Source organism: Microvirga aerilata, from assembly GCF_016743775.1.
Taxonomy (GTDB): domain Bacteria; phylum Pseudomonadota; class Alphaproteobacteria; order Rhizobiales; family Beijerinckiaceae; genus Microvirga; species Microvirga aerilata.
This window is the reverse complement of the sequence record NZ_JAEQMY010000009.1, coordinates 124,208-147,365: the sequence shown is the minus strand read 5'-3', so window position 1 is coordinate 147,365 and position 23,158 is coordinate 124,208. Positions and strand designations below refer to the sequence as shown.

Annotated in this window: 20 protein-coding genes; 10 read left to right on the top strand and 10 right to left on the bottom strand. The window is 67.8% G+C overall.

The window, feature by feature from the left end:
• Positions 1–255: 255 nt before the first annotated feature.
• Positions 256–1,755, bottom strand: a complete 1,500-nt coding sequence (locus JKG68_RS08810; protein ID WP_202058260.1) for a caspase family protein — start codon at positions 1,753–1,755, stop codon at positions 256–258.
• 397 nt (positions 1,756–2,152) lie between these two features.
• Positions 2,153–2,518, bottom strand: coding sequence for a hypothetical protein (locus tag JKG68_RS08805; RefSeq protein WP_202058258.1), 366 nt, complete (start codon positions 2,516–2,518; stop codon positions 2,153–2,155).
• A gap of 275 nt (positions 2,519–2,793) precedes the next feature.
• On the opposite strand from JKG68_RS08805, the gene JKG68_RS08800 reads away from it, so the two are divergent.
• Positions 2,794–3,333 carry a hypothetical protein gene (locus JKG68_RS08800; protein WP_202058257.1) on the top strand — a complete coding sequence of 180 codons (540 nt, stop codon included), beginning with the start codon at positions 2,794–2,796 and terminating at the stop codon, positions 3,331–3,333.
• 133 nt (positions 3,334–3,466) lie between these two features.
• Here JKG68_RS08800 and JKG68_RS08795 read toward each other — a convergent pair whose 3' ends face one another.
• A complete protein-coding gene (locus JKG68_RS08795) occupies positions 3,467–4,405 on the bottom strand; it encodes a GGDEF domain-containing protein (protein WP_202058256.1) in 939 nt (312 codons plus the stop codon).
• A gap of 181 nt (positions 4,406–4,586) precedes the next feature.
• Here JKG68_RS08795 and JKG68_RS08790 point away from each other — a divergent pair, with 181 nt between their 5' ends.
• The 3 genes from JKG68_RS08790 (at position 4,587) to JKG68_RS08780 (ending at position 6,308) form a co-directional block, all read left to right on the top strand.
• Positions 4,587–5,114 (top strand): AAA family ATPase, encoded by a 528-nt coding sequence (locus tag JKG68_RS08790; RefSeq protein WP_202058252.1) that lies wholly within the window; start codon positions 4,587–4,589, stop codon positions 5,112–5,114.
• Between the two features lie 148 nt (positions 5,115–5,262).
• Complete coding sequence (locus JKG68_RS08785; protein ID WP_202058248.1) at positions 5,263–5,985, top strand: Crp/Fnr family transcriptional regulator; 723 nt, start codon at positions 5,263–5,265, stop codon at positions 5,983–5,985.
• Between the two features lie 74 nt (positions 5,986–6,059).
• Entirely contained in the window at positions 6,060–6,308 is a 249-nt protein-coding gene (locus JKG68_RS08780; protein WP_202058246.1) for a DUF6894 family protein, read from the top strand.
• Positions 6,309–6,331: 23 nt separating this feature from the next.
• On the opposite strand, the gene JKG68_RS08775 is transcribed toward JKG68_RS08780, so the two are convergent.
• Positions 6,332–7,555, bottom strand: a complete 1,224-nt coding sequence (locus tag JKG68_RS08775) for an MFS transporter (RefSeq protein ID WP_202058244.1) — start codon at positions 7,553–7,555, stop codon at positions 6,332–6,334.
• A 9-nt stretch (positions 7,556–7,564) separates the two neighbouring features.
• Positions 7,565–8,884 carry a tetratricopeptide repeat protein gene (locus tag JKG68_RS08770; RefSeq protein ID WP_202058324.1) on the bottom strand — a complete coding sequence of 440 codons (1,320 nt, stop codon included), beginning with the start codon at positions 8,882–8,884 and terminating at the stop codon, positions 7,565–7,567.
• Positions 8,885–9,090: 206 nt separating this feature from the next.
• Here JKG68_RS08770 and JKG68_RS08765 point away from each other — a divergent pair, with 206 nt between their 5' ends.
• The gene (locus tag JKG68_RS08765; RefSeq protein WP_202058241.1) at positions 9,091–9,942 is read left to right on the top strand and encodes an AraC family transcriptional regulator; all 852 of its coding nucleotides are present in this window, start codon (positions 9,091–9,093) and stop codon (positions 9,940–9,942) included.
• Between the two features lie 98 nt (positions 9,943–10,040).
• Positions 10,041–11,057, top strand: a complete 1,017-nt coding sequence (locus tag JKG68_RS08760; protein ID WP_202058239.1) for an LLM class flavin-dependent oxidoreductase — start codon at positions 10,041–10,043, stop codon at positions 11,055–11,057.
• Positions 11,058–11,060: 3 nt separating this feature from the next.
• Here JKG68_RS08760 and JKG68_RS08755 read toward each other — a convergent pair whose 3' ends face one another.
• Positions 11,061–13,718 (bottom strand): AMP-binding protein, encoded by a 2,658-nt coding sequence (locus JKG68_RS08755; RefSeq protein WP_202058237.1) that lies wholly within the window; start codon positions 13,716–13,718, stop codon positions 11,061–11,063.
• Between the two features lie 403 nt (positions 13,719–14,121).
• On the opposite strand from JKG68_RS08755, the gene JKG68_RS08750 reads away from it, so the two are divergent.
• The 3 genes from JKG68_RS08750 (at position 14,122) to JKG68_RS08740 (ending at position 18,070) form a co-directional block, all read left to right on the top strand.
• On the top strand, positions 14,122–14,832 hold the full coding sequence (locus tag JKG68_RS08750; RefSeq protein ID WP_202058235.1) for a L,D-transpeptidase family protein: 711 nt from the start codon (positions 14,122–14,124) through the stop codon (positions 14,830–14,832).
• Positions 14,833–15,153: 321 nt separating this feature from the next.
• On the top strand, positions 15,154–16,899 hold the full coding sequence (locus tag JKG68_RS08745; protein WP_202058233.1) for a cache domain-containing protein: 1,746 nt from the start codon (positions 15,154–15,156) through the stop codon (positions 16,897–16,899).
• Positions 16,900–17,089: 190 nt separating this feature from the next.
• Complete coding sequence (locus JKG68_RS08740; protein WP_202058231.1) at positions 17,090–18,070, top strand: ABC transporter substrate-binding protein; 981 nt, start codon at positions 17,090–17,092, stop codon at positions 18,068–18,070.
• Positions 18,071–18,255: 185 nt separating this feature from the next.
• On the opposite strand, the gene JKG68_RS08735 is transcribed toward JKG68_RS08740, so the two are convergent.
• The 4 genes from JKG68_RS08735 to JKG68_RS08720 form a co-directional block, all read right to left on the bottom strand.
• A complete protein-coding gene (locus JKG68_RS08735) occupies positions 18,256–19,746 on the bottom strand; it encodes a TrkH family potassium uptake protein (protein WP_202058229.1) in 1,491 nt (496 codons plus the stop codon).
• 3 nt (positions 19,747–19,749) lie between these two features.
• A complete protein-coding gene (gene trkA, locus JKG68_RS08730; RefSeq protein WP_202058227.1) occupies positions 19,750–21,141 on the bottom strand; it encodes a Trk system potassium transporter TrkA in 1,392 nt (463 codons plus the stop codon).
• Positions 21,142–21,237: 96 nt separating this feature from the next.
• Positions 21,238–21,678: a DUF4113 domain-containing protein gene (locus JKG68_RS08725; protein ID WP_312890761.1), complete on the bottom strand. Its 441-nt coding sequence runs from the start codon at positions 21,676–21,678 to the stop codon at positions 21,238–21,240.
• 194 nt (positions 21,679–21,872) lie between these two features.
• Entirely contained in the window at positions 21,873–22,226 is a 354-nt protein-coding gene (locus JKG68_RS08720; protein WP_202058220.1) for a hypothetical protein, read from the bottom strand.
• Here JKG68_RS08720 and JKG68_RS34665 point away from each other — a divergent pair.
• A complete protein-coding gene (locus tag JKG68_RS34665) occupies positions 22,225–22,812 on the top strand; it encodes a hypothetical protein (protein ID WP_202058217.1) in 588 nt (195 codons plus the stop codon). The two genes, JKG68_RS08720 and JKG68_RS34665, sit on opposite strands and share 2 nt — an antisense overlap.
• Positions 22,813–23,158 lie beyond the last annotated feature (346 nt).

Genomic DNA, 23,158 nt, shown 5'->3' with positions numbered 1-23,158 from the left:
GTCGCGTGTGCTCGGTTCCTCGAACCAGCGCTACGCTGCCGCAGACCCGCCGTGCGTCGCACATGATTTGGTTGGGCCGTTTGATGAAATCGCTGCATGGGTCCTGCGGCCGGCCCGGTCCTCGCGCCAGGCCGAGGCGGATGGCGGGCGCTGCGCGCAGGTGAGGGCCCGTGCGCCAAAGCAATCTCCCAAGCCGGAGACCGGCTTGGGAGAGGAGCGTTCAACCGTTCGCGTCCGGAGGCGCTTCGGGGCCGTTCAGTGGATCATCCCTCCGGCCATGCCCATATTGGCCTGGGGCTGATGGCCCTTGGTCAAGGCCCCGAGGAGCACGGGCAGAAGGTCGATCAGGCCCTTGTCCTGCGACGGGCTAGCGCCGTAGCTCGGCATTCCCGGCTGGTAACCCTTGGTCAGGGCCCCGATGATGACGGGCAGGAGATCGAAGATGCCCTTGTCCTGCGACTGGGCGCCCGAATGAGCCTGCATTCCCGGCTGGTAGCCCTTGGTCAGGGCGCCGAGGAGCACCGGCAGAAGGTCGAGAATGCCCTTGTCCTGGGACGACATCCCCGAGGATCCTTGCATGCCGGGCTGATAGCCTTTGGACAGAACGTTGATCAGCACGGGCAGGAGGTCGAACAGGCCCTTGTCCTGCGACTGGCCGTTGGAAGCCCCTTGGGCGCCTGGCTGGTAATCCTTCGAGAGAACGTTGATGAGCACGGGCAGGAGATCCAACAAACCCTTGTCCTGCGAGCTTCCATAGATCGGTGTACCGGTCATTTTTTCACCCTCTCCTTGCTTGAGGAACAAGCGGAAAATGCTTTCGATGATTTCCGCCGGACTGGCCACATGGGACGCGGCACCAGGCTTGGATGCAGCTTCGTCGAACGTGATGAAGCTGCGCTTTGCGATGTTGGGCGGAGCGGGAGGCTCCTTGAGAACGGGCGTCTGACGGAACGAGAGCGTGCTCAGCTGGGAAGCCGCCGCTTCCATCAGAGAAATGTTCGAGCAGTTGCCGGGCAGATCCTTGAGCGACGTGATGATCCCGTATGTGAATGCGGACAGACCGTCCGTCTTGCTTGTCGAGGCCGACGCCGTCTCGGTTTCGAGACAGGCTGAAAGCAGGAGGCCGTTCAGGCGCGGTTGAGCCACCTCGTCCGGTGAGGCAGGGTTGACCGACAGCCCCTTGGACGAGAGCTTGAACGACTTCCTTTTGATGCCGTTGATGGGCTCGCAGCCGAAGGGCCGGTAGTTCTTGACGCGCTTGAAGCTCTTCACTTCGGCCGTCAGCATGTCCGGATCGGTCGGCGTCCAGCGCTTGGGAATGGCGAGCTCGACCCTGTCGTCGAAGAAGATCGGGACCTTGTCCAGTCCGCCCGAGAAGCAGGAGTCGAGGATCACCGTCAGGGTTCCTTCCGGGACCCCTTGGCTGAGGCTGCTCAAGCGGTCGTCTGGCAGAAACTTGTTCTCCCGCAGGACGAGAACCTCGTCGAGCGTCGTGCCCTTCGGGGCCTGATAGCCATGGCCGGAGAAGTAGAAGATAAGCCGGTCGTCCTTGGTGGCGTCCTGGAACAGCCAATCCAGTCCCTCCTCGACGGCTTCCAGCGTGGCTTCCTTGTCGAAAAGCTGTTTCGTGTCGTTGATGCCGAACCGGGTCTCGAACAGGTCCGCCATCGCCTGCGCATCGGCCACGCAACTCGGCAGATTGTTCGCCGGGTGGCCATAATCGTTGATCGCTACTAGGAGAGCTTTTTTAGCCATAACTTCCCTCATCTTCTGGAATGAGAAGCTATACGTCAGGAAGGATCAATTTTACTTGGATACAAGTAACACATCGGTACAAACGATGTACCGGAAAGGATCACGCTGCTGGTGATAGTACTCAGTACTTAGCTGATACGCTAAAAGTCTACTCTGAGTCCGACTCAATCTAACATAGGATAACGGTCATGCAAATGAAATCTTTAACAACGTAAGTTCATTTTGCATTCCGGCGGCTCGGACAGCCGATGTCATGCAACGTTCGGGGCTCTCGATAATCCTGCGCATTCGCCAAGCGCCCGCAGGCGGGGCCTCAAGCGCCCGCAGGCTTGGTCCGAAGCGCCCGCGGGGCGGCTCCGGGTCGAAGGAGGTCCCCCGGTGGGCCTGGGATGCGGGATCAGCCGCGCCTCAGGAACTCCAGCCCGGGGGGAAGCTCCGGGGTCGCCCGGGCCGGGCGCATCGCCTTGATGGGGGAGGGGAGCCTTTGCGGCACCTCGTCGATGATCCAGGCGGGCTTGCCGTCGGCGGTCTCGAGCGCGCATCCGGCCTCGCAATGCAGCATCGCGTCCTGCAGCCACTGGGCCTGCTGCGTTGCGGAGAACTGCGAGAGGTAGCGCAGGTCCCGGTCGGCAAAGGCCATCTCCAGGTTGCCGCCCCTGTCGCTCACCTGAATCATGATGCCGTCGAGCAGCCCCTCCTCGATCAGGTATCCGTCCATCTGGGCAGCCGGTATGGGGCCGCGGGCGGTGACCAACCTCTTCATGCTGCAACCTTTCTGAGCGGACCCACCGTTCGAATGGGCCGATGAGCAATCCTGCCGGATGCCCGAAACGCAGGAGACGACGGACTGTCTCTCCCTACGTCATGGCAGTGTAGGCCCGTTTTCCGGCCGCACGCCAAGGGCATTTTAAAACATGGTTAACCATGCCGGCGGAAAGCAGGACTTAGTCCATGCGAGGCTGAGGATCCTGCGCTAGATTGAGGGCGTTCCCAGAATCAATCAGTCCTTTGCCCGACCCTGCGCGAGCCCGTTTCATCATGCTCCGAGCCGTTATCTTCCTGACCCTTGTGGCCGTCTTCGCTTATGCCTACCGGCACGTGCTCTTCAGCCGGATGACGCTCCTGGGCAAGCTCAAGCGCATCCCGGTCCAGACCGCCGTCTTCGCGGTTCTGGCGCTTGCGTCGGTCAACGGGTTCCGCGGCGATCCGGAGGCGTCCGAGCCGCAGCCGTCCGCGACCAAGCCCGCTCCCGAGGTGGAGGCCACGGCGGCCATCGCCAAGCCGGTGGTGCTGACGCCCCTGCAGCCGAAGGAGGCCGCGGCCGCCTGCCTGGAGAACGCCGTGAACGAGGCGCGCGCCACGGACGACGTGGTGGCCCAGACCTGGCTGTCCTCCGTGGAGGGCTTCATCGAGACCGCGCCCGGAGAGGTGACCGTGCAGTTCGCCGTCGGCCCGAGGGCAGGCCCCCCGAAGGGACCGCAATGCCGCTCCGAGGCCCGTCTCACCTGTGCCGTGACCGGCCGGGATGTCAGGCCCATCACGCCCGTTCACATGACCGGGGCGCAGATCGCCTGCTGAGCGGCCCGGATCCCGCGCGCAGCCCCCGTGCGCCGCAACCCTGGCGCCGTTTTCACCCACATGGGATCGGCGCCAGGCTTTGGTTTGCCGCATTTTCCGGCGGCGAACCGGACCGGCTTCGCCGAGGAATGCTCTAGCGCTTCGCTTCGAGGCCGATCCGGGTCTGGTTGCGTCCCGCCGCCTTGGCGGCGTAAAGGGCCCGGTCGGCCCGGCGCAGGATGGAGCTGCGGTCGTCGTCCGGCAGGGCCTCGGTCACGCCCGCGCTGAAGGTGCACGGCAGTTCGAGCTCGCCATGCCCCAGCACCGCCGAAGGAAAGCCGTCCCGGATGCGATCCACGATGCGCACGGCGCCCTCGATGCCGACGTCGGGCAGCAGCAGCAGGAACTCCTCCCCGCCCGTCCGGCCCAGATGGTCCTGGGCCCGCACCCGTTCCCGGCAGGTCCGGGCGAAATGCTCGAGCACGGCGTCGCCCGCCTCATGCCCATAGGAATCGTTGATGGCCTTGAAGCGGTCGATGTCGATCACGGCCACGCACAGGACGGATCCCGTGCCCTCGTGGGCGGCGAGCGCCTCGTCGAGCAGCCCCAGGATGTGGCGGCGGTTCGGCAGCCCGGTGAGCTGATCGGTCCGCGATGCCTTGAGGGCCGCCTCGTGGGCCTGGCGCAGGGACTTCTCGTTCTTCTTCAGGGCCGTGATGTCGGCGCCGACCGACAGCACCCAGCCGTTCGGGAGCACCGTGTGATCGATCCAGAACCAGCGGCCATCCAGCAGGTCGGTCTCGAACGACTTGCGGTGCACGCTCCTGCGCCGGCCACGGGTTCTGGCCAGGAAGGCTTCCACATCCCCGTCGTCGATGCGCACGCCGAGCCCGTTCCTGTGCGCGTGGCGGATGATGCCGTCGAAGGTGAGGGGGCCGTCGTAGTCGCCCAGGAACATGCCCTGGTAGGTTTTGTTGGCGTAGCGGAGATGATCCTCGGCATCGAAGATGGACACGGCCTGCCCGCTTTCCGTGAGGGCCTCCACAAGGCAGCGGAGCGCTTCGTCGTCGGGATCGAAAGGAAGTGAGGTCATGAATGCTCTAACCTAAGGGAAAGCAGGATAACCGGTCATTGCCAAGCTGCAAGCGGGCTGTCCATTCGGGGATCCCCTTAACCCGCTTCAACACCGGAGCGGCCCTGCCGGTTGCCCTCGCGCCGGACGCTCCGGCGGGAGACTGAGAAAACACGGATGTCACACCATGGGATGGGAGAAAATGGAGCGTTTTGTCGTTGTTTCCGGCTGTTCGGGCGGGGGAAAGTCCACATTGCTCGCCGAGCTCGGCAGGCGCGGCCACGCGGTCGTGGAGGAGCCGGGCCGGCGAATCGTCAAGCAGGAATTGCAGGAGGGCGGATCGGCGCTTCCCTGGATCGACGCGGCCGCCTTCGCGCGCCGCGCCATGGCCATGGCCCTCGAGGACCGGGCATCGGCGGCCATCTCGGACGGGTGGGTGTTCTTCGACAGGGGCCTGGTCGATGCCGCGGCTGCGCTGCAGCACCTCACAGGTGAGCCGGCCCTGGCCGCGCTCCGTTGGGAGCACCGCTACCACCGCAGGGTGTTTCTTGCGCCGCCATGGCCCGAGATCTACGCAACCGATCCCGAGCGGCGTCACGGCATCGCGGCGGCGGAAGCGGAGTATTCCCGCCTGCTGGAGGCCTATCCGGCGCTGGGCTACGACCTTTGCATCTTGCCCAAGGCGGATGTTTCGGAGCGCGCCGATTTCATCGAGAGGGCTTTGCGCTAGGGGTGCTTTTTTCCGGGCCGGAGAAGGGCTGTCGCGTTCCGGCAAGGCCGCTTACGGGTCGGGATCGGGGCCTGGCTCAGCCCTGCTCGTCATCCTGCGGCATCTGGTCTAAGCTGCTCCCCAGTTCCACCGCTCCCAGGAATCGTTCATGCCAGCCGCCCCTCTGATCCGGAAGCTTGAACAGTTCGACCGCATCTCGGACGCGGAGCGCCGGCTGCTGGAGCAGGCCGTCGTCCGGCAAAGGGCCGCGGCCAAGGGGGAGGACCTGGCGCGGGAGGGGGACCGTCCCTCCGAGAGCCTCTTCCTGATCACGGGCTTTGCCGCCCGCTACAACCTGGTGCGCACGGGCAAACGCCAGATCACGGCCCTGCACGTGCCCGGCGACTTCGTCGATCTCCACAGCTTCCTGGTCAAGCGGATGGATCATGGCGTCATGGCCGTGACGGCCTGCACCGTGGGCGTGGTGCCTCACGAGGCGCTGCGCGTCATCTCCGAGACCCAGCCGCACCTGACCCGCCTGCTGGGCGTGAACATCGCCGTCGACGCGGCCATCCATCGCCACTGGATCGTCACCATCGGGCGCCAGTCCGCCCTGGAGCACGCCGCCAGCCTGCTCTGCGAGCTGTTTCTGCGCCTTCAGGCGGTCGGGCTTACCGAAGGCCACAGCTTCAAGCTCCCCCTGACCCAGGCGGAGCTGGGCGACTGCCTCGGGCTCTCCACCGTTCACGTGAACCGGGTCGTCCAGGAGCTGCGGGCGGAGGGCGTGATCGTCTGGCGGGGAGAAACGGTGATCATCGAGGATTGGCCGCGCCTGCAGCAGATCGCCGAGTTCGACCCGACCTTTCTGTGCCTGGAAAGCGAGCCGCGCTAGCAGGGCCGCAACCTCGGCGACGGCTGAACAAACGATGCTGCCGCGGATTATAGAATTGTTCCCAGGAGACGGCAGTGCCTCGCTTTTACTTCGATGTGCGGGAAGGAACGCGCTTCACCTCCGACGAGGCAGGTCTTGAACTCGACAGTCTCGATGCCGCCGAATACGAGGCGGCTTGCGGTGCGGCCGAGATCGGGCGCGATCAGCTTCCGAAGGGCGATACCCGGGACATCACCGTCGAGGTGAGGGACGAGCAGGGGCAGCAGGTCATGACGGTCAGGGTCTCGATGGAGGTCTGCCGAAGCGCGCCTTTGCCCAGCTAGGAAGACCGCCCGCCGGTGACGCCTCAGCCCGCCGCGCGGCCGGGGCGGGACGACGCCGTGACGGCAAGAGCCGCGACCGCGACCGCCAGGGGCGCGAACGACACCCACAGGACCGTGCTCCAGCCATAGGCCGTCAGCAGGCCGCCGGACGAGAAGGAGCCCACGGCCATCGTGCCGAACACCAGGAAGTCGTTGAGCGACTGCACCCTGGTCCGCTCCTCCGGGCGGTGGCAGTCCAGCACGAGCGCCGAGGCGCCCACGAAGCCGAAGTTCCAGCCCAGCCCGAGCAGGATCAGGGTCAGCCAGAAATGCGCTACGTCCACGCCCGTGAGCCCGATGGCGGCGGAGACGGCGGTGAGCGCCAATCCGGCGGCCACCACGCGCGGCGCGCCGAAGCGCGTGATCAGCCGGCCCGTGAAGAAGCCGGGCGCATACATGGCGACGATGTGCCATTGCAGGCCGAGATTCGACGATTCCTGCGACAGGCCGCACAGGCGCATCGCCAGCGGGGCGGCGGTCATGATGAAGTTCATGAGCGTGTAGGAGACGATCCCGCAGATCACGGCGGTGATGAAGCGCGGCTGGCGCACGATGGCTCCGAGGGGCCGGCCGCCGGCCATCTCCGCGAGGGTGGGCATGGGAACCCGGACGCCGAGCAGCACGAGGGCGGACAGGGCCGCCACCGCCGCCTGCGCCAGGAAGGTCGCCGCGAACAGGTAGGGCTGCCACAGGTCCATGGTGTGGGTGACGAGCTGCGGACCGATGACCCCGGCGAACACCCCGCCGGCCATCACGGCGGACAAGGCGCGCGGGCGGCGTGGGGCCGGGACGCAATCGGCGGCGGCGAAGCGGAAGGACAGGACCACGGCGGCATAGGCGCCACCGAAGAAAGTTCCTAAGCAGAACAGCCAGAACGAGCCCAGCACCATCGCCAGGGCAGCGAGCAGCCCGGTCAGCACGCCGCATCCGGTTCCGGTCAGGAACGCGGCGCGGCGGCCATGGCGGCGGGCGATCGCGCCGGCCGGCAGGGTGCAGGCCGCCATGCCCACCACGAAGATCGAGATCGGCAGGGTGGCGAGCGCCTGGCTCGGGGCGAGCATGCTGCCGACGATGGCGCCGGTGGCGTAGACCACCGCCGAGTTGGCGCCTGCGAGCGCCTGCGCGACCGCGAGCCTCCAGACATCGGCATCCCCGGAGCGGATCGCGGGCCCGACCGCCATCGCGGCATCGGCATCGGCATGTGACATGGAGGATCCTCAGGCGGCGAGCAGGCCGTGCCAGCGCGTGTCGCGCGGCGACGGGCGGCGGTGGAGGCGGCGGTCGAGCAGTTGGCCTGCCTTCGCGGCCTCGCCGCCCCGCATGAGGGCCAGCAGCAGCATGTCCTCGATCATCTCGCGCTGGGCGCCGCTGCCGCCGATGCGCACGACCTCGGCCGCGACCGGCTCCAGGATGCGGGCGCAGACGGCGTAGTCCTCCTCCGCGAAGGCGAGCGCCGCGCGGCAGACCGCCGGCACCACCGGTCCCGCCGGCAGGGCGCCGGCCTCGACCAGCCCCATCAGAGCCTTCACGCGCTCTTCGACGGCGGCCTTGTCGCCGGTTGCCGCCGCGATCAGCGCCATATGCACGTCGGCAAAGGCGAAGCCCGCCTTCTGGAAGTAGCCCGCCGAATACGCCGCCGCCTGCTCCCACAGCCCCGCCGGCACCGTGTGCCCATAGGCCTTCAGCCGCCACAGGAAGGAGGCGGTGTCGCTCACCACGTTCACCGGCATGCCGGCCGTCACCGAGGGCTGGATGTGATCGGCGTAGATCGCCAGCGCCCGCTCCGGATCGCCCCGCTCCAGGGCGCCGAGCGCCGAGTGCCAGGCGATATGGCCGTGGAGAACCCCTGAGCGGTCGTAGCCCGGCAGCCAGGACTCGATCAGCCGTTCCGCATCCTCGTGCGCGCCGGCCTCGTACAGGGCGTGCGAGAGCGCGTGGGCCGCGTTGGCGTTGTTGGTGCGCAGGTCGTAGCCGCGCTGCGTCAGCGCCCGGCCGTGCGCCACGTTGCCGTTCTCGGCATGCGCCCAGCCCCGGTAGGTGAGAAACCACCAGTCGTCCGCGTCGAAGTGCCGGGCGTGGCGTTCGCAGAGATCGACGCGCGCCTGATCGTGATCCGCCATGCCCGAAAAGGCGAACAGCCCGAAGGCCCCGAGCGGCAGCGACAGGATCAGCACGTCGCGCGGCCAGGTCTCCGTATGGGCGAGCGCCCGCTCCAGGGCCTTGGCCGACTGGCCGTTGACCGCAAGCGACAGGATCGCCACATGGCTGCGCTCCCGTTCGGTCCCGCGCCGGGCGACGATCTCCTCCGCCGCAGCCATGCGCGCCTTGGCCTTCGCCACTTCGGTCCGGATGGCGTGCAGGCGCGCGCGGGCCGCATGGGCGAGGGCGAAGTCCGGGTCGGCCGCGATGGCCTCGTCCAGGACCTCGGCGGCGCCGGGCCAGGCCGAAAGCAGCAGGTCGATGCCCTCCCGGTAGCGCCCGGCGGCAAGGTCGGACGCGGTCGAGAGCGGCAGGCCACGGCTGTCGAAGCGTGTCATGGCAGGTTCCTCGTTCTGGGGCGGCGGGCATCCGCGCGGGTTGAGGCCGTTTATACGCCAACCTCTCCTGGCCGTATTTTGACAGCCTGCCAAATTCTATAGAATATCGGCCAAACTGAGGCAGGCGCGAGCTGGGAAACGCATGACCTGGAAAGCGCATGACCTGAAAAACGCATGACCTGAAAAACGCATGACTTGGGAAACGCATGACCTGGGAAACGATTGAAGCGCCGCCCGGCCTCGCGCCGCCGCGGCCGATCACCGTGCGGGCGCAGGCGATCCCGGCCCGCCACTCCTTCCCGGAGCACGCGCATCGCTGGCACCAGATGGTCTACGCGATCTCCGGCGTGCTGACGGTGGCCGTGGAGGGGCACTCCTTCGTGATCTCGCCGGAGCAGGCCGTGTGGCTGCCGACGGGCCTGCCGCACCGCACCGGGTCCTTGCTCGGGGCGGAGTTTCGCAGCCTCTGGATCGCCGACGAGGCCGGGCGCGGCCTGCCCGCGAGCCCGACCGTGTTCGGCGTCACGCCCTTGCTCAAGGCGCTCATCGTCGAGGCCACGGCCATCGAGGGCGAGGAGGACCGCGACGGCTATGCCGGCCGCGTGACGAGCCTGATCCTCGACCAGCTCCGGCGGGCGCAAGCCCTCCCGGGCGCACTCCCGTGGCCTCGGGGCGGATCATCCCTGACATTGCTGTGCGAGGCGCTCTACGCCAGCCCGGCCGACCCGCGCGGGCCGGAGGCGTGGGGGCGGGAGCTCGGCATGTCGGAACGGACGCTCGCCCGCCGCTTCGAGGCCGAGATGGGCATGAGCCTGCGCTCGTGGCGGCGGCGCCTGCGGCTGTTCAAGGCGATCGAGCTCATGGGCGGCGGCCTGGACGTGACCCGCACGGCCCTGGAGCTCGGCTACGGCTCGACCTCGGCCTTCGTCTATGCGTTCCGGACCGACATGGGGTGCAGCCCCCAGGCCTATATGCGCGGGCGCGGGGCGGATCGGTTCGCGCGACCGCAAGGGAGCAGAGTCGAGAGGAGCCCGGTTCGAGAGCCGCGGCAAGGTTGATCTGCGGCGGCGGCGGTCGTACGAGGTTCCTGACCGCACACAGCCCGTCCGCCGGCTCGCGCGCCGAACCGGCTGAAGCCTTTGCACAGGACCGCCCCATGAAGAAGATCGGCTTTCTCTCGTTCGGACATTGGTCGCCTTCGCCGGGGTCGCAGACCCGGTCCGCCCGCGACACGCTCCTCCAGTCCATCGACCTGGCCGTGGCGGCCGAGGAGCTCGGCGCGGACGGCGCCTATTTCCGCGTCCATCACTTCGCGCGCCAGCTCGCCTCGCCCTTTCCGCTGCTGGCGGCGGTGGGCGCGAGGACGAGCCGCATCGAGATCGGCACCGCCGTCATCGACATGCGCTACGAGAACCCCCTCTACATGGCCGAGGATGCGGGCGCGGCCGATCACATCGGCGGCGGGCGGCTCCAGCTCGGCATCAGCCGCGGCTCGCCCGAGCAGGTGATCGACGGCTGGCGCTATTTCGGCTACGCGCCGCAAGAAGGCCAAAGCGACGCCGACATGGCCCGCCAGCACACGGAGGTGTTTCTCAACGTGCTCAAGGGCGAGGGCTTTGCCCAGCCGAACCCGCGCCCGATGTTCCCCAACCCGCCCGGCCTCCTGCGCCTCGAGCCGCATTCGGAGGGCCTGCGCGAGCGCATCTGGTGGGGCTCCGCCTCCAACGCGACGGCGGTGTGGGCGGCCCAGCAGGGCATGAACCTCCAGAGCTCCACCCTGAAGGAGGACGAGACGGGCGAGCCCTTCCACGTGCAGCAGGCCCGGCAGATCCGCCGCTACAGGGAAGCCTGGAAGGAAGCCGGCCACACCCGCGAGCCGCGCGTCTCGGTCTCGCGCTCCATGTTCGCCCTCGTGAACGACCAGGACCGCGCCTATTTCGGGCGCGGCAAGGACGGCGACCAGATCGGCATCATCGACAACATGCGCGCGATCTTCGGCCGCTCTTATGCGGCGGAGCCCGACAGGCTCGTGGAGGAGCTGAAAGCCGACGAGGCGATCGCGGAGGCCGACACGCTGCTTCTGACCGTGCCGAACCAGCTTGGCGTCGCCTACAACGCCCATGTGATCGAGGCCATCCTGAAGCATGTGGCCCCAGCGATGGGCTGGCGATGACGTTCAGCGCGCCCGGCTCGACGACAGCGGTGCGCCGTCGGCCAGAGCGTCGATCCGATGCCGCAGATGGTCGACCAACGGCTCCACGCCGACCGTCAGGCAGCCGAGATGGCTTCCGGGCACCTGGATGACCTCGAGCTGCGGGCTGAGGCGCCGCCATGCCTGACCGTCGTGACCGGCCGAGTAGAAGACTGCCGGCACATTGAGCGGCTCCGGACGATACTGCGCCATCGCGATCGAATAAACCTCCAGCAGCGACGACGGGGGGCGCTTGTTGGCTTTGAACAGGGCGTTGTGCATCTTGGCGAGCCGCTCGCGCGACTGCATCTTCAGGAAGCGTTCCAGCCGGGCCATCTGCTCATAGGCCCAGCCCAGGCGGCGCGGCGCGACAAGGGGCTGCATGAGCTCGAGCATCGCCCGCGATGCCGGGCGAGCGCTGATGCCCGGCGGGTCGATGATCGCAACCAGCTCAACCCTGTGGCCGGCGGCCATCAGCAGGCGAGCCGTCTCGAACGCCACCAAGCCTCCGTTGCATTTCCCGCCCAGCAGGAACGGCCCGCTCGCCTGCTTTTCCAGGATCAGCGGCAGGCGGTCGGCGGCCATCTTCGCAATCGACGGCGGAACCGGCTCCCCGCGAAGGCCATGGGGATCGATGGTGATGATCGGGTAGCCGCGCCCGAAAAGCTCCACCAGTCGCCGCGCTTCCAAGCCGCCGCTCACGAAGTCGCCATGGAAGAAGAACAGGGGCGGCCGGTCGCCGTCGGGATGGGATTGGAAGAACGGCGTTGCGGGCGTTGCCGCCAGCATGGTGAGCCTCGGGACGAGCTGGCGGATGGTTTCGGCCCCGAACAGGATCGTTTCCGGCACGAGATGCCCGATGAGGCGCTCGACCTCGATCAGCATCTCCGTCGCCAGAAGCGAATCGCCGCCGGATTCGAAGAAGTCGTCGTCGGCCGTCACGGCCTCGGACTTGAGGAGCCTGCGCCACAGGGTCAGCAGTTCCGTCTCCAGATCCGAAGGCTCCTTGCGCCCATCGGGCGGGGGCTGCGCCGCCGGATGGTTCGACGGCGCGCCGTGGATCTCGCGCAGCCGTCGCCTTTGAACCTTTCCGGTCGTGCCCTTGGGCAGTTCGTCGAGGATCAGGATGCGGTGGGGGATCTTGAACGAGGCCAGCTCCCTTTGCAGGAACCCGCGAAGCTCCGCAGGCGTGGTCTGCGCGCCGGGATGGGGGACGATGGCGGCCGCAACGTCCTCGCCGAGGCGCGGATGAGGGATCGCGAAGGCTGCCGCCTCCGCGACCGCCGGATGGCGCAGGAGCGCGGCGTCGATATCGGCCGGGGAGATCTTCTCGCCGCCGCGGTTGATCAGCTCGCCCAGGCGCCCGTGCAGGGACAGGAAGCCGTCCTGGTCGAGGCTGCCGATATCGCCGGTGCGAAACCAGCCGTTCGAGAAAGCGGCTTCGTTGAGTGCGGGCGCTTCGAGATAGCCGGACATCACCGTGGGGCCGCGAACCCAGACCTCGCCGTGCTCGCCTGCCGGCAGCGGGCGGCCGCCCTCTCCGACGACGGCCAGGGTGCCGGGCCAGGCCTGCCCGCAGGTTCCCGGCCTGTTCGGGCCCGGCGGCGGCCGGTTGGCGGCCATCTGCGCGGCCTCGCTGGAGCCGTAGTGCTCCAGCACCGGCACGCCCAGGATGCGCTGCAGGTCGTCCCGCACGTCCTTCGGGAGCGGCGCGCCGCCGGACACGATGAAGCGCAGGGTGTGGGCCGCCTGCGCATCCGCGAAGCCCCTTGCCTTGTCCAGCACCGCGTTGTGGAGCGTGGGGCCGGCCGAGTACCAGGTTGGCCGCAGGAGTTCGAACCACTCGTCCAGGGCCAGCACCGACGCGTTCGCCGGGACCGCGATGCTGCCGCCCGTCAGGAGCGGCGTGAAGACGGTGACCTTGAGCCCATGGGAGTAGTAGGGGGGCGACACGCTCAAGCAGCGATCCGAAGGGGTGAGGTCGAACCAGGCCCTGAGCCGGTCCGCCGCCGCCAGCATGTTGGCATGGCTGAAGGGAATGAGCTTGGGCTGGGCCGTCGTGCCCGAGGTCGGCAGGATGAAGGCAGGCGAGCGCGGGTCGGGCTCCACGTCGACAACCGGCGAACCGGCGGCCTGCACGGCGATGTCGAGCCCGAGCCGGCCGTGCCCGGCCGAAGCAGCCTCGATCACCGCAAGCTTTCGTCGCTCGGCGCTCTGGCGCGCCGCGGAGGCGCTGCCCTGCGGCACGAGAAGGGCCTTCAGGCGCAGCAGGTCGAGGCGATCGTCGATTTCGGCCGGCGTCAGGCGCGGGTCCAGCGGCACGGCTATGCAGCAGCAGGCGACCGCCACGATGGCCAGAACCGCCTCCGGGCCGTTCGGCATCAGCACCCCGATCCGGCTGTTGCAGTCGAAGCCGGCCTGGCGCAGTTGACGGCGGATCTCGTCGAGCTGGCGCTGGAGGTCATGGTAGGTCAGAGGCGCGAAAGCAGCCGACACGATGGCGGGATGGTGCGGGAGCCGGGTTGCATGGCGACGAAGCACTTGGCTCAGCGTGATCCCGGCTTCGGACCCTGCGCCTTCGCCGGAAGGCGAGGCGCCGGCGAAGCCATTCACGCGAGCCAGTTTCTCGTTCTCTAGAAGCATTTACCCGTCCCTGCCTCGGTAACCCCGAGGTATTTGTCGGTGGCGCCACCATCACGAGCGCGCGATCGTCGTGCAGCAGACTGCACCAAGCCCATGAAGTCCGACAGAGACTCAAAGGGGCTAAGGCGGATCAAAGGAAGACAGGCCTGTTTTCTACCTTGACGGGTTATGCCATCGGGATGGGTACCCCGGATTGCCCAAGCCTCGGGCTTGGCCGAGCGCCAGGGGAAGCGAAACCGGGGGGACGTGACCGGCTCGGATGCGGGGCCAAGCCTTGCCCGGCGAAGGCCCGGGCTTGCCAATCGAGCCGTGGGACGGCAATCTCCCGCTCAACAAGACATTCAGCGGGTGGTTGCCGGAGCATTGTCTCGCCGGGCAGCGGAAGCAAGGGAAGCGGCCAATCATGATCAACGACGGTAGGAATGCCGATGCAGGCGCAACGGACGAGGTCGCTTTGCCCGGGCATCGGGCGGGGCTTCTCAGCCGCCGGTCGTTTCTGGCCGGCTCGGCCGCCGGTATCGGCGCGCTGGGGCTGGCCGGCTGCGTGACCTCCGACGGCATGAGCCTCGCCGAGGCGTCGAAGGTCTACGGGCCGGTGCCCGACGAGAAATTCCCGATCCCGGCGATCGACGTCAGCAAGGTGGATCCGAAATATTATCGCCGGACCGTTCGCTACGACACCAAAGAGGCGCCCGGCACGATCATCGTCGACCCCGGCAACTACTACGTCTACCGCGTCGAGGAAGACGGCAACGCCACCCGCTACGGCGCCAATGTGGGGCGCGACGGGTTCCGGTGGAGCGGGGACGCCTATGTCGGGCGCAAGAGCGAATGGGCGACCTGGACCCCGCCCGCGGCGATGATCAAGCGTCAGCCCGAAGCGGCCAAATGGGCCCGCGGCATGCCGGGCGGCCTCGACAACCCGCTCGGCGCCCGCACGCTTCATCTCTACCAGAACGGCGCCTACACGCTCTACACGATCTATGCCAGCCTCGACGCCGAATCGATCGGCAACGGCATCACCAGCGGCTGCGTCGGCCTGCTCACCCAGGACATGATGCACCTGTACTCGCGGACGCCGGTCAAGACCAAGGTGATCGTTCTGCCGGCATAGCGCAGGCCTTGGGCTCCGGCCCGGGCTCGTGGTCGCCGCTGGCGTGATCCCGGTCCTGGGCGGGCTCGCCCTGACGGTGACCTCGCGCGGGACGGCGAACCGGGCGGCCTGAGGGATCGGCGCGACGGCGCAGGGGATAGTGGCGCACCGTGGAGGCAAACCACTGGCGGGGCGCCGCGCCTGGCTTCTTAATCGCCCATATGCGACAGCCGAGGGTCCGGGGATCTCGATGATCTATTCGCCTTCCGTTCCGACGCACCGCGCCATGCCTGCCGTGCGGCTTCAGCCAGCCCTCGGCGAAACCGGCTGACGTATACGGTCATGATCGGGCAGCATCTCCAGTTCCGCGGCCTCTTCCTGAAATATTTTCTCGTGCTGTTTCTGGCCGTGGTCATTCCGCTTGCCGCCAATGGCCTCAGCGAGGCCTGGTTCGGCTACCGCGATCAACGCACGAGGCTCGAGCAGCTTCTGGGCGTGGAGGCCAGGTCCGCGGGAGCCAAGATCCAGGGCTTCCTCGACGGCATCACCAATCAGCTCGGCTGGCTGGTCCAGCTCCCCTGGACCGGAGAACCGGACGAGAGGCGGCAGATCGATGCCCTGCGCCTGCTGCGGCAGGTGCCGGCCGTGGCAAGCCTCACCCTGCTCGACGGCAACGGCCGGGAGCGTCTCTACGTCTCGCGCATCGGCCTGAACCGCACCGAGAGCCGGATGGATCGTTCCGCCGAAGTGGCGGTCGCCGGAGCCCGCATGAACCGGCTCTGGTACGGCAAGGTGGGCTACTACCGGGACTCCGAACCCTACATGACGATCGCGCTCACCGGTAACCGGCCGTCCGTCGGCGTGGTTGTCGCCGAGGTGAACCTGAAGCTGATCTGGGACGTGGTCGCGGCGATCAAGATCGGCCGGACGGGCCACGCCTTCGTGCTCGACGGGCCGGGGCGGCTCGTGGCCCACCCGGACATCAACCTCGTGCTGCGGGGCGCCGACGAGGCGACGCTCGCTCCCTTCCAGAGGATCCGGGAGGAGATCAGGCGCGCGCCGGCGGATGTCGCAACGGGCCGGGACGCCGGGGGCATAGCCGTCGCGGCGGCCGCCACGCCCGTGGCCGGCCCCGACTGGACCGTGGTGGTCGAGCAGCCTCTTTCCGAAGCCTTCGGGCCGATCTACGCGGCCCTGTGGCGGACCTTCGGCCTTCTCCTGGCCGGCGGCGCCTTCGCATGCCTCCTGGCCTTCATTCTCGCCCGCAGGATGACCGAGCCGATCCGCCTGCTCGAGGATGGCACCGAGCGCATCGGCGCCGGGCAGTTCGGCCACCGGATCGAGATCAGGACGGGGGACGAGCTCGAGCGGCTGGCCGATAGCTTCAACGCGATGGCGGCCGAGCTCGCCGTGTCGCAGGAACGCCAGGAGCGCATCGCCAAGCTCAAGCGGTTCCTGGCGCCCCAGGTTGCGGAGCTGGTCGACCGCACGGGCGACGACGACGTGCTCGAGGGCCGCCGCACCGAGGTGGTGGCGGTCTTCTGCGACCTGCGGGGCTTCACGCCCTTCTCGGCCAGGGCTGCTCCCGAGGAGGTGATGAGCGTCCTGTCCGAGTACTACGACGCGCTGGGCCGGATCATCACCCGGTACGAGGCGACGCTCACGAGCTTTTCGGGCGATGGGCTGATGGTGCTCGTCAACGCCCCGGTCCCGGTCGCGGAGCCGGCGCTGCAGGCCGTGGACATGGCGGTGGAGATGCAGCTGAGCGTGCAGACCCTGATCGCCGGCTGGCGGCGGCGGGGCTACCGGATCGGATTCGGGGTGGGGCTTGCCCTAGGGCCCGCCACGGTCGGGCGCATCGGCTACGAGAGCCGGTTCGACTACACGGCCATCGGCAGCGTCGTGAATCTCGCGGCCCGCCTGTGCGCCTCCGCCGCCGACCGGGAGATTCTCGCGGACGGGGCGGTGGCCCGCGCGGTCGACGGCAAGCGCGCCGTGAACCCCATGGGAATGCGTCCGATCAAGGGCTACGACGAGGAGCTCCTCGTCTACCGCGTGGCCTTCGCCGATCAGCCCGATGCGGCCTGATCACCTCCCCTTAAGGGTCGCCCGGGCCGGTTTCGTGAGGCGGCCGTTGCGGTTATGATACGGCCCAGGCTGGCGGCTGCCCCTGAACCCTGCGAGGTGCCCGGATGATGGCGGTTGGAAGAAGGTCCCATCTCGCGGATCCGCCTCTTTCTCGCGTCCGGAGGCCGGGACCATCCCGGAGGCCGGGACCATGAGGCGGCGGGACGTTCTCGCCTGGCTCGGCGGCGCGGCCGCATGCGCGCTGCCTGCGCGCGCGCAATCCCAGGCCATGCCGGTGATCGGGTATCTCGGCCTGGAATCCCCCGGACCCTTCGACAGCCGCCTCAAGGCCTTCCGGGAGGGCCTTGCCGAGGCGGGCTATGTCGAGGGCCGCAACGTGGCGATCGAGTACCGCTGGGCGGAAGGCCGGTACGACCGGTTGCCCGCCCTTGCGGCCGATCTCGCGGGCCGCAAGGTCGCGGTTCTCGTGGCCTCCGGCGGCGCACCGGCCGCGCTCGCCGCGAAGGCCGCGACGAAGACGATCACTATCGTGTTCGAGATGGGAGGCGATCCCGTGGCCCTCGGCGTGGTGGACAGCCTGTCGCGGCCGGGCGGCAATCTCACCGGGGTGTCGAGTCTGAGCGTGGAGGTGTCGCGCAAGCGCCTGGAGTTCATGCACGAGCTGCGCCCGTCAGCCTCCTCCTTCGCCGTTGCGGTCAACCCGACCAGCCCGACCTCGGGCTCGCAGCTGCGCAACCTCCAGATGGCGGCCGAGGCGCTGGGCGTGCGGCTCCATGTGATGAATGCCAGCAAGGAGGAGGAGTTCGAGGCGATGTTTTCCTCCGCCACCCGGGAGCAGGCGGGCGGGCTCGTCTTCACCTCGGATCCCTACTTCGCCTTCCGCAGCACGCAGCTTGCCGATCTGTGCCTGCGCTATTCCATGCCCGCGGTCACCCAGTCCCGCGACTTTCCGACAGCCGGCGGCCTCATGAGCTACGGGGGCGATTTCATGCAGTCGCATCGCCGCACGGGCAACTGCGCCGGACGCGTCCTGAGCGGCGAGAAGCCCGCCGACCTGCCGGTGCAGCTCGTCACGAAGGTCGAGCTGGTGGTCAACCTGAAAACGGCAAGGGCCCTCAGCATCGATGTCTCGCCCTCCCTGATCAGCGGCGCCGACACGGTGATCGAATGATGCCGTGACGCCCGTTCCAGCATGCGCTTTGGCGATGGCGGCGTGCGGGGTCGGGAAGGTGCCATGGGCGGATCGGTGCTCCGGGCACGAAGAGCTTCGGCAGCTCTTGATGCGGCAACGGCCTGAAGGGCAGGCTCTCCGGCGACGTCGCCGGAGAGCCTGGACGGGAGCAGGACCGATGAGGCCTACCCGCGCCAGAACTGGGGAAAGAGCAGGATCAGCACGGTGAACAGCTCCAGCCGCCCCAGCAGCATGCCGAAGCAGAGGAGCCATTTGGAGGCGTCCGGGAGCGTCGCGAAGTTGCCGGCCGGACCGATGATCGGACCCAGCCCCGGCCCCACATTCGACAGGGCTGCCACGGCGGCGCTGGCGCTGGTCAGGAAATCGAGGTCGAACGCCATCAGGGCCAAGGTGAGCGCGCTGTAGCAGATGAAGTACAGCGAGAAGAACACCACCACCGACCCGATCACGTCGTCCGGCAGCAGCCGGCCCGCATAGACGCGGGGGAACACGCCCCGTGGATAGAGCAGGCGCAGGAACTGGCTTTGAAGCATGCGGACCATCACCTGGAAGCGAAAGATCTTCATCCCGCCCGTGGTCGATCCCGTGCAGCCGCCCACGAACATGAGGCCGAAGAACAGGCCCACCATCAGGTTGCCCCAGAGGGTGTAGTTGGCTGTGGCATAGCCCGTCGTCGTCACCACGGACACCACGTTGAAGGCGGCAAGCCGCAGGGCGTCCGCAAAGCCGTGCCCGGCCGCCAGGATCAACCATGCTGCAACGGCGACGATCAGGGCCGCCAGGAGAATGGCCAGGAACTGGACCTGGCTGTCGCGCAGGGCATCGCGCTGCCCCTGAAACAGCCGCAGGTAAAGCACGAACGGCACGGCGCCCGAGAGCATGAACAGGGTCGCGATCCAGTGCAGGGCGGCATTGTTCCAGCGGGCCATCGAGGCGTCGGAGGTGGAAAATCCGGCCGTCGAGACGGTGGTCAGCGCATGAGCGATGGCATCGAACGGCGTCATCGCCACCAGCCAGTAGGCAAGCGCGCAGGCCACCGTGAGAGCCATATAGATCAGGACGATGCCGGTCGCGATCTCCCGCACGCGCGGCATCACCTTCTCGGACCGGTCGGAGGACTCCGTCCGGAACAGCTGCATGCCGCCGACGCCGAGGGCGGGCAGGATCGAGATGGCGACCCCGATGATGCCGATGCCGCCCAGCCATTGCAGGAGCGCCCGCCACAGAAGAATGCCTTTGGGGGCGTCGTCGAGGCCGACGATCACGGTTGCGCCGGTGGTCGTCAGGCCCGACACGGACTCGAACAACGCATTGGTGAAGTGGTCCCGCAGCTGGGCGTAATCGGAGATGTAGAGGGGGATGGCTCCGAAGAGCGCGATGGTCGTCCAGGCGACAGGCGTGAGGAGAAAGGCCTGGCGCAGGGTCAGCCCGCCGGACAGCCGGCAGCGGGTCGCACGGGTCAACGCGGCGGCGCAGGCGAAGGTGATGCCGCTGCCGATGAGAAAGGCTCGCCAGTCGGGATCGCCCGTGAGCGCGTCGGCGCCCGCGGGCAGGAGCATGGCGACCGCAAGCGCCAGGAGCATGCGGCCCGTCAGGTGAAAGACCGGACGAAGGTAGGGTGGGGACCATGCGCCCGAAAACGATCTCTCGCGCATCGGTCAGCCCTGGTGCTCTGGATCGGCTGCCGAGCCGGCCAGCACCGCCTCGGCCTTGCGCAGGGCCCGGTAGGCCACCACGGCGATGACATGGTCGCCGGGATGCACCCGGGTCGAGCTGGTGGGAATGATCACCTCGCCGTTGCGGACGATGGCGCCGATCAGCATGCCGTCCGGCATGCCGGCCTCCCGCAGGGTGCCCTTGACCAGCCGCGAGCCCTCCTGGGCCGTCGCCTGGATCACCTCGCCGAAGTCCTCCCGGAGCGTGTAAAGGGCGGAGATCGAGCGATGGCGCACATGGCGCAGGATCGTCGATATGGTGATGGCGCTCGGGCTCACGACCGCATCGATGCCCAGCGCCGGCAGCACATGTTCATAGGAGGTCTTGTTCACCAGGGTGATGGCGCGGGTGCAGCCCTCGCGCTTGGCCAGAACCGAGGCGAAGATGTTCGTCTCGTCGTCGTTCGTCACGGCGATGATCGTCTCCGCGCTCTGGACATTGGCCTCGATGAGCACCTCCTTGTCGAGGGCGTCGCCCTGGATCACCACGGCGGCATCCCGGAGCTCGCGGGAAATGTACTCGGCCCGCTCCCGCGAATGCTCGACCACTTTCAGCGAGACGTACGGGGCATGGCGGGCGATCCGGGTCGCCAGGTTGAGGCCGACATTGCCCCCGCCCACGATCACGATGCGGCGGGCGACCTGCTCCTCGTGGCCCAGGAACGCCATGACGCGATCCACGCGGTCCGTTTCCGTGATGACGTAGACGTCGTCGCCCTGCTGCACCCGATCCTCGGCCCTCGGCACGAAGGCTTGGCCGTCGCGCACGATGACGCCGACCACGATGCCGGAGCCGCCCGCCCTGGAGAGCTCCTTCATCCGCTGCCCGATCAGGGAGCATCCGCCCGTGTTGCAGTGAACCCCGAGGAGGTGAACCCGGCCGTCGGCGAGCGCCACGGTGTCGAAGGCGCCGGGCGTCTTGAGGCGCCGGACGATGCCGTTGGCGACCTCGACCTCGGGTGAGATGATCACGTCGATGGGCAGCTGGTCGGACGCGTAGAGGCCCTTCCAGATCGGCTCCAGATAGCCGTGATGGCGGACGCGGGCGATGCGCCGGCGGACGTTGAACAGCGAATAGGCCACCTGGCAGGCCACCATGTTGACCTCGTCGGAGCGGGTGACCGCAATCAGCATGTCGGCATCCTGTGCGCCCGCCCGCTCGAGAACCTCGGGATGCGCGGCGTGGCCGACCATCCCGCGGACGTCGTAGCTCTCGTCCGCCCGCCGGGCCAGCTCCGGCGAGATGTCCACCACCGTTACGTCGATTCCCTCGGTGGCAAGATGGCGGGCGATGGTGGAGCCCACCTGCCCGGCACCGCAGACGATCACTCTCATGGCGCCCTCAATCATCCGAATAGGCTCGGCTTCGAGCTCATATAGAGCAGCCCCCCTGGAAGGCTCGGATGGGGTGCCGCCGCCCGGTCGATTGTCCTAAAGGCTGGGAAGATCGCTCAGGCGCGTCGTGTAGCGCGGTGACCGCTTCTCGAATTTCGTTTCCCACGGCTTCTTGATGCCCGCCGCCGCCAGCGTGACGGCGCCGCGTCCGAAGCGGGCGTTGGCCGCATCCAGGGCGCTCATGAGCCGTGCGCCCCTTTCCCGGTCGAAGCCGCCGAAGAGGGCGCGTGGCGCCCGGTCCATGGCCACGAGATCGACCGTCACGACTCCGGCCTTGGAGTAGCGGTAGCCGTCCCGCCACAGCTGCCGGGCCCCCGCCTCGGCCGCCTTGACCAGGATCGTGGTGTCGTTGGTGGCCTCCATCAGCTGCACGGTCGTCGAGACGCTCCGCTGCGGCTGGTCCTTGTCATGCGCGGAGGTGTGGTAGGCATCCACAGGCGCGGTGGAGCTGGAAATAGAACCATCAGCTTTCACCACCTTCTAGGCCCGATCCGCACCATGCGGAGGCTGGCCCTCGGGATGGGCTAGGTCACGGCCGTTCGCGCCGGAACCTGCCTCCCGAAAGGCCTATGGTTGCAGCCGGGTTGAAGGGGCAGCCCGAGGCGTGGCCGGTGGCCTCGGTCCCTGAAGAAGCGGGGCGATCCGCTGTTCTTCCCGTGTCTGCCGTCCAGCTAGCCGTGGCGGTTGGCGTAGCGGCGTTTCTTCGTGAGGTTCCTCTGCCCTTCGAGCACCTTGGCCGGGGCGATCACCGTCTTGTAGCGGCGGGTATTCTTCTTGAACGAGGGTCTGGTGCGCGCTTTGCCGGCCATGGAGTTCATTCCTTTCCTGATGGACGTTGCGTTTACATGGCGCTGACAAGGGGACGGGTCAACGCCGATCCCGACCGTGAGCCCGCCGGACGGGCGCTGCGTGCGGTGAGGCTGCTTGCACGGATCGAGCAGGGCCGGAACAGCCTTTGCGGCCTTGGCGTTACCCCGAGGACGCTGAGCGACGGACCCGCCCGGAGCGCCCTGGAGAACGCACATGGCAAACCCCCCTCATGCTGGCAGCCGATCCGCACCTGAAAGGGAGGGGAACGGGTCTGCAAGGCAACCTTTGGACAACGATCTGGCCGAGAACTCGCAGGAGAACCTGGATGCAAGGCTCGACCACGCCATCGAGGAGACCTTTCCGACGAGCGACCCGGTCTCCGTGACCATCACCAAAGGCCCCGAGCCCGAGCGGGAACCCGGCCATCAGGCGGGCGACCGGCAGGCCGATCCGCCGCAGGCCTCGACCGAGCATGTTCTGAATCAGGTCCGGGATGCCCTGCACGAGGTTTCGGATCAGGCGTCAGGCGTCGCCCGCGACATGTACGGTCGCGGCGAGCACTACGCCCGACAGGCGAGCGAGCGATACCCGGAGGCGGAGCGCTACATCCGCCAGGGTCAGCGCACCGTGACGCAGCAGGTCGCAGGAAACCCCTTGCTCGCGCTGTTCACGGCGGCAGCGGCCGGATACGCCCTCGCCTGGCTGATCCACGGCGAGAGGAGAAACCGGGAAACTGACGTGCCGGATTATGGCCGAACACGGCGCGGATACGCACCCCACTGGGACAGGCAGGAGCTTTGACGGGCGCTGACGCTGTCAGGTGAAGAGCGTGGATTGAGCCAGGACCCTTCCCATGGGTTGATCCACTTTAACGTCATCGCCGTATCGGCCAGCGGAAGGCCGGATTAGGCACTATCCAGCGCGGAAGCTCCACGTTGCCCTCGACGTCGTCCTGAACCGGGGAGGGAAAGCCCGCGCACACAACGTGACCGATCACCGGAACGCTCACCGTCCCGCCGTCACTGGCATTCCCACGGTTCCTGATCATGATTGGCCGTTTCGCTTGTCCTATTGCCCGACGCGACAATGCTCCGGCGACCACCCACGGAATGTCTTGGTTGAGCTGGAGATTGCCGTCACAGGGCTC